The organism is uncultured Marinobacter sp. (assembly GCF_963974375.1).
Classification (GTDB): Bacteria; Pseudomonadota; Gammaproteobacteria; order Pseudomonadales; family Oleiphilaceae; genus Marinobacter.
Window position 1 is genome coordinate 1 of sequence record NZ_CAXBDN010000288.1, and the last position, 5163, is coordinate 5163.

A 5163-nucleotide genomic window follows, 5' to 3' on the forward strand; every position below is an offset into this window, starting at 1 on the left:
CTACCAGATTCTGGTGTTCGGTGAAGAAAAACAGCTGGCCTACGACCGGGTGCACCTGTCGGAATACTTCAGCGGCTCCACCCATGCCGACCTGGCCATGGGCACAGCCGACTGGTATGCCAGCAAGGACATTGACCTGCATCTGGGTGAAATGGTGCTGACCATTGATCGTGAAGCCCGCACCGTCACCACCGACAAGGGCGACTATCACTATGACGAGCTGGTCCTGGCCACCGGCTCCTACCCGTTCGTGCCACCGATCGAAGGCAACAGCAACGAACACTGCTTTGTCTATCGTACCCTGGACGATCTGGACGCCATTCGCGCCAGTGCCGAGGGGGTTCGCACCGGGGTGGTGGTGGGTGGTGGCTTGCTGGGCCTGGAGGCCGCCAACGCCCTGAAAAGCCTGGGGCTTGAGGCCCATGTGGTGGAGTTCGCACCGCGGCTGATGCCGGTGCAGCTGGACGCCGACGGTGGCGCGCTGCTGCGGCACAAGATTGAACAACTGGGGGTGCAGGTACACACCGAGAAGGCCACCACCGCCATCGTGCCCGGAGAAAGCGCCCGCCTGCGGATGAACTTCAGCGACGACAGCCATCTGGAAACCGATCTGATCGTCTTCTCCGCCGGAATCCGACCCCAGGATACCCTGGCCCGGTCCGCCGGCCTTGCAACGGGCGAGCGTGGCGGCGTGGTCATCGACAACCACTGCACCACCTCCGACCCGCACATCCACGCCATCGGCGAGTGCGCACTCTGGAACGGCAGCATTTTTGGCCTGGTGGCTCCCGGCTACGCCATGGCGCGAACCCTGGCCGCCAGCCTCAACAGCGATCGGGAAACCACCTTCACCGGCGCCGATATGAGCACCAAGCTCAAGCTGCTGGGAGTAGACGTCGGCTCCATCGGCGACGCCCACGGCGCCACCCCAGGGGCCCGCAACATCCGCTTCAACGATGAACAGGCCGGCCACTACCGGCGCATGGTGATCAGTGAAGATGGCAAGACCCTGCTGGGTGCCATTCTGGTGGGCGACAACGGCCCCTACGACACGCTGCTGCAGTACGCCCTCAACAGCATTCCCCTGCCGGAACATCCGGAGACCCTGATCCTGCCGGAAAGCCAGGGCGGCGCACCGACGCTGGGCCCCGATGCCCTGCCGGAAACCGCATCGATCTGCTCCTGCCACAACGTCAGCAAGGGCGATATCTGCGGTGCCATAGACGCCGGCTGCTGCGATCTCGCCGGCATCAAGTCGGAGACCAAAGCCAGCACCGGCTGCGGCGGCTGTGCCGCCCTGCTCAAGAATGTGGTGGACTGCGAACTGGAGAAACGGGGTGTGGAGGTCAGCAAGGACATCTGCGAGCACTTCCCGTACAGCCGTCAGGACCTGTTCAACATCATCAAGGTCAACGGCATCCGCACCTTCCGCACCCTGATCGGACAGCATGGCAAGGGTCACGGCTGTGATATCTGCAAACCGGCGGTGGCCTCCATTCTGGCCAGTTGCTGGAACGAACACATCCTGGTCACCGACCACGTGCCGCTGCAGGACACCAACGACACCTTTATGGCCAACATGCAGAAAAACGGCACCTACTCCATCGTGCCCCGGGTCCCCGGCGGTGAGATTACCCCGGACAAGCTGATTGTGCTGGGCCAGGTGGCCAAGGAGTACAACCTGTACACCAAGATCACCGGCGGCCAGCGCATCGACCTTTTCGGCGCCACCCTCAGTGAGCTGCCGGAAATCTGGGAGAAACTGATCGCCGCCGGCTTCGAAACCGGCCACGCCTACGGCAAGTCCCTGCGCACGGTTAAATCCTGTGTCGGCAGCACCTGGTGCCGCTACGGGGTTCAGGACAGTGTCGGCATGGCAATCCTGCTGGAGCATCGCTACAAGGGCCTGCGAGCACCCCACAAGATCAAGTTCGGGGTATCCGGCTGCACCCGGGAATGCGCCGAAGCCCAGAGCAAGGATATCGGCGTAATAGCCACCGAAAACGGCTGGAACCTGTACGTTTGCGGCAACGGCGGCATGCGCCCCCGCCACGGCGACCTGTTTGCCACCGACCTGTCCGACGACCAACTGATCCGCACCATTGACCGGGTCCTGATGTTCTACATCCGCACCGCCGACCGGCTGCAACGCACCAGCGTGTGGATGGAAAACCTGGAGGGCGGCCTCGACTACCTCAAGCAGGTGGTACTGGAAGACAGCCTGGGCCTGGCAGCGGAGCTGGAACAGCACATGGCGAACCTGGTGGACACCTACCAGTGCGAGTGGAAAACCGCCGTCGAGGACCCGGAGAAACGCAAGCGCTTCCGCGAATTCGTCAACGCCCCGGAGAAGAAAGACCCGGTGCAGCAGTGGACCACCGAGCGGGATCAGCGGCGGCCGGCGTTTACTTCCGAGGTGGCGTGATAGCCAAGGGGTATTGGTGGCAGGAGGCAAGCGGGAACACTTTTCTTCCGGGGAAAAGAACTCGCTTCGCTCAGACACCTTTTCCCCTGCACAAAAGTGCACCCACTCACCTCTGACGAACAATGAAACAGGACCGCCGAAGAAAAAAACAATCAACAGGCTTTTTCCTGGCAAGCCCGGAACAAGTCAGAACCAGGGGGGCCGGGTGCATGATTTCGTAAGAAAAAGGTGTCTGAGCGAAGCGAGTTCTTTTTCTGGAGAAATCATGTACCCGGCTCCACGCAGCCACCGAAACAACGGCCAGACCAAAAGCCAGAAAAACCCACATGGAGCACGAACATGACCAATAACAACCCCTGGAAAATCGTCTGCACCGTAGACGACCTGGTCCCTGAATCCGGCATCGCAGTCTGGACCCCGGACGGTCCGGTAGCGGTTTTTTACATTCCCCACTGGCTACCGGCCCTGTTCGCCATCAGCCACACCGATCCGTTCAGTGGCGCCAACGTGCTTGCACGGGGCATAACCGGCGACCTCAAAGGCCAGCCGGTGGTGGCCTCGCCCCTGTACAAACAGCACTTCAACCTGGTTACCGGCCAGTGCCTGGAAGACAAAGACGTCAAAGTAAAAACCTACCGGGTACTGCTGGATGGCAACGCCGTAAGACTGGAAATCAGCAAAGAAAAAGCCACAGCCGAAGCAGCATGAACTGGAAGAAGATTACCCACGGGAGCCGCCCCCCTTCACCCACTCCCGTGTGTTTTTTCACAAAGCCCTTTCCAAAAAAAACGACCTTGGCCCTGGTTCCCAAGCCTGAGAAGGGGGAGCCGGGTGTCTGTTTCTGCAGGGAATCGTTGTCTGAGCGCAGCGAGTTTTCGATTTCCGGAAGAAACAGACACCCGGCTCCCCCTCTACTCCCGAACAAGCCTAAAAAATCCCCGAACAAGCAGGCCCCCTAAGCCAAACCACGACCACGAACCCGACGAAACCCCAACACAAACACCGTCAAAGCCGGCAGGAACGTAAAGGTCACGATGGCCGCCCCCATCAAACCAAATAACACAATCGCCCCCACACCCCGATAGAGTTCAGTACCCTCGCCCGGCAGGAACACCAGCGGCGACAGCCCACAAATGGTCGTCAGCGTGGTCATGGCAACCGGCCGCAGTCGTGTCGCCACCGCGCCAACCACCGCATCCACCACTGCAACCCCCTTTTGCCGGACATTCCGCCGGGCCTGATCCACCACCAGAATCGGATTGTTCACCACCGTGCCCATCAGAATCAGAAAGCCCAGCATGGAAATCATGTCGAACGGCTGCCGCAGTGGGGACAGGCCGATCAACGGCAGCAGCCCACCCACGAAATTCATCAGCCCCAGACCCACAATGCCACCGGCGATGCCGAGAGGAATCGCTGTCATGATCAGCAACGGATAACCCCAGTGGGCAAAAATGGCCACCATCAGCAAATACACGATGGCCACGGCAATGATGAAATTGCCCATCAGCGCATCACGGGTCGCGTCCAGCTGATCGCTGGCCCCGGAAATATCAATGGCGACCCTCGACGGCCAGTCTCCCGCCTCCCTCATGGCTGGTAAGAGCTCGTTGCGAACCCGATCGACACCAGCTTCCAGGGGGACATCCCGGGGCGGAATTATGTTCAGGGTCACCGTGCGCCGGCCATCCACCCGCCGCACCGTGCTGGTATCGGCGGTTTCCTCGATCATTGCCACACTGGACAGGGGTACCGTGGCGCCCTGGGGGGTGTGCAGCATCAGATCGGGCAGAGTGGACAGCTCCGGGCCGCCGGTGCCGGCGCCATAGAGGTAGACATCAATCTTGTCGTCATCCAGGAAAAAGTCATCGACGTAGGCGCCTTCCGTCAGGGCCGCAACGGTGAAACCGATGGCCTCGGTACTCAGCCCCAGTTCTGCAGCCCGTTCCCAGTCCGGCAGGACCTGTATCAAAGGTTGCGCCAGTGACAGCGAAGGCGGCTGGGACTGGATGCGAGGGTTGCCGAACAGCGCCTGACTGCGCTGGTAAGCTGCGGTGGCGGTGGCGTAGACCGACACCAGGTCCGGTCCGGAAATGTCCAGGTTGATACTGCGGGTGCCGCCATCGTTGCTGGAAATGATGGAGCCGCGGGAAGCAAACGCCCGCATGCCCGGAAACTGCTCATAGATGCGGGTAATCTCATCCATCAGGGCATCAATATGCAGTGGATCCAGGGTCTCGGAAATGATGCGGATATTGGTCGGGCGCACCTGAATATTGAGATTTGCCAGGGGTGGCACCCGGGTTTCACCGGCCCCGTAGGCCTCACCATCCGCATTAACGTGGGGCAACAGCTGCGCCTGTACCTGTTCGGCAATCCCCCGCATCTCGGTCAGGTTGTATCCCGGGGGTGCGTTCATGGACGCGAAAGTTTTCGGCTCCTCTCCCTCCGGCAGGTATTCCGCCGGGGGTGTCAGCGCCACCATGATGTACAGACTCAGCCCGACGGTGCCCAACAATACGAAACCACGCCGCCAACGGCCACTGATCAGCCAGCGTATGGCCCGGATCAGCGAGCCGGTCCAGGCACCGTTCTGATGATCGCGGTCGGGGTGATGGTCAGGGTCTCCATCAGAGTGCTGGTCATTACCCACCTCACCGTTGCGGATACCAAAATCCAGGCGGGCGCTGAGCGCCGGTATTACCGTAATTGCTACCAGCATGGAGGCCAGGATGGCC

At 61.0% G+C, this 5163-nt stretch carries 3 protein-coding genes; 2 read left to right on the forward strand and 1 reads right to left on the reverse strand.

Annotated features, from left to right (window positions below; genetic code table 11):
* Together nirB and nirD are read left to right on the forward strand one after the other, a co-directional pair.
* On the forward strand, positions 1-2425 hold a 2425-nt coding region (nirB, locus tag AAC035_RS18365; RefSeq protein WP_339806547.1), incomplete at its 5' end, for a nitrite reductase large subunit NirB.
* 339 nt (positions 2426-2764) lie between these two features.
* Positions 2765-3133 carry a nitrite reductase small subunit NirD gene (gene nirD, locus AAC035_RS18370; RefSeq protein ID WP_339806548.1) on the forward strand — a complete coding sequence of 123 codons (369 nt, stop codon included), beginning with the start codon at positions 2765-2767 and terminating at the stop codon, positions 3131-3133.
* Between the two features lie 247 nt (positions 3134-3380).
* On the opposite strand, the gene AAC035_RS18375 is transcribed toward nirD, so the two are convergent.
* Positions 3381-5163: efflux RND transporter permease subunit (locus tag AAC035_RS18375; RefSeq protein WP_339806550.1), on the reverse strand; the 1783-nt coding region annotated here is incomplete at its 5' end.